The organism is Terrabacter sp. P5_B1 (assembly GCF_056400505.1).
Map to the genome: position 1 here is coordinate 1 of NZ_JBFULD010000615.1, position 693 is coordinate 693.

General features: G+C 72.3%; 2 protein-coding genes. Both read left to right on the forward strand.

What is annotated here, in order from left to right; translation table 11 throughout:
* Window positions 1-246, forward strand: a 246-nt coding sequence (locus AC1DP0_RS22415; RefSeq protein ID WP_478088858.1) for a hypothetical protein, incomplete at its 5' end; no start/stop codon positions are given.
* Window positions 243-693 (forward strand): hypothetical protein (locus AC1DP0_RS22420; protein WP_478088860.1); only part of this gene is annotated, 451 nt, incomplete at its 3' end. The genes AC1DP0_RS22415 and AC1DP0_RS22420, both read left to right, overlap by 4 nt.

The window sequence follows — 693 nt, forward strand, 5'->3', positions numbered from 1 at the left end:
ATGCCGCTCGCCTCCCGAGCGATGGCCCGCACCGACGACGGGGGCCCGGACCCGGGACCCGACGTCGTCCTCGTGCTCGACGCACCGACCGTCGTCGAGCCCGGACAGACCCTCACGCTCGAGGCCCGGCTCGAGGTCCCGGAGGACCTCGAACCCGCCCGACGGCACACCGCGACCATCCCGGTCGGCACCGCCGACCTGCAGGTCATCATCCTTCCGCGAGACGCATCGGAGACGAAGTCATGAGCACGACCTCACCAGACCTGTTCACGTCGCTGCGCACCGGCTGGGCCGATGCCGTGCAGCAGTGGATGGACTCCTCCCAGACCCTCTGGGACGACCTCGCCGCGTCCTTCACGGCCGCCGGCACGGCGGGAGCCGGGATGCCGTGGGCGGGCACGCGGACGACGCGTCCCGCACGCGACCACCACCACCACGACCACCACGACCACCATGACCACCACCACGAGCACCACGACCACCGTCATGACCACGACTGCGGCTGCGGGGAGACCTCCTGGGGCTGTCATGGTGCCTGCGACTGCTGCGAGCCCGACGCCGACGTCGTCGTGCACGCCCGGGTCGGGGAGCGCCGGGTCGTGCCGCTCAACCTGCACAACCCGTGGCGGCGTGAGCGGGACGTCACCCTGGAGGTCGGGCCGTGGCACCCGTGCTGCGGAGACGGCGTCACCG